This is a genomic window from Camelimonas lactis, from assembly GCF_004342915.1.
Taxonomy (GTDB): domain Bacteria; phylum Pseudomonadota; class Alphaproteobacteria; order Rhizobiales; family Beijerinckiaceae; genus Camelimonas; species Camelimonas lactis.
On the sequence record NZ_SLWL01000053.1, the window covers coordinates 1 to 1,050 of the forward strand.

Annotated in this window: 1 protein-coding gene; it reads right to left on the bottom strand. The window is 63.4% G+C overall.

Going from position 1 to position 1,050, the window contains the following annotated elements; genetic code table 11:
- On the bottom strand, positions 1-899 hold an 899-nt coding region (locus tag EV666_RS18125; protein ID WP_207906458.1), incomplete at its 3' end, for a bifunctional DNA primase/polymerase.
- Positions 900-1,050 lie beyond the last annotated feature (151 nt).

Here is a 1,050-nt window from a genome sequence, read left to right on the forward strand (position 1 = left end):
ACCGACATGCGCTCGCACAGCCAGAACGCGGACGCGCGCGTATCTGGTGCGCCGCCGAACTCTGCCACCAGATCGATGGGAGTTGCACCGTGTTCGCGGCCGAAATCCTGCACGCCGCCTGGGTGAATCGACAGGTCTTCCTCCAAGCCGCGTCCGAGGTCTGCGGACGACACACGATAGGCTCCTGTTGCCTGAAGGGCGGCGGTCGGGAACAGCGCTGGCACCCAGGATTCCAGACGTTGGAGGGCCGCACTGTTCACACGCTTCCAGAATGTGTCGCCACCTGCTGCAGGACGCTTCGCGGCAGGCTTTGCAGCAGCCGTGCCGTGTCGGGCCAGGATGGTGGCTGCCTCCGCCAGAAACTGGTCGACCGTCTCGGCGGTGATCAGCGGCAGATCCGCGAGGGGCACGTCCAGCGGTGACGGGGTTTCCCACGTGTATGGCTTCGCGGTGTCAGGATGGACGCCGAAGGCGAGCACCTGCTGGCCCATGCCCATGACCTCGACCTGGGCTTTGATGCCGTCGATCATGAATGCAGACGACAGCATCTTCTCGCGCGGCGTTTCTGAGCGAAACAGGTACAGTGCCTTGGGTGCCTTGCCGACTCGCACAAGCGCCTTATCACCACCGGGGAGCGTCATAACCAGTGCACGCAGTTCCGCGGCCGCCTGCAGGTGCAGAACGTCCACGTCGATGCCCACAACCTGGCCAGTGAGTATCCCGGTGTTCGGGTGCGACAGATAGGCGTCGACCTGCGAGTGATCTGGCTGTAATTCGGTCCACGCCTTTGGGATTGGGCGCTTGCCGACACACGGCACGGGCGTGTAGCCGTTGTTGATCAGGCGGTGGCGGAGATCGGCAAGATCGGTTGATTTACGCTGCGTTGCGGATGACGACATTGGCGTTCAGCTCCTTCAGGGCGGCGAGGGCAGCGTCCGTGATCTGCTGGGCAAGGTGCGGGGTGAACGTCACGACGTGACGGCCATGAATGTTTGGAACATCTGACCGGTGGCCATTCTTCGCCTGACGCAGGGTCAGGCCATACAGCCG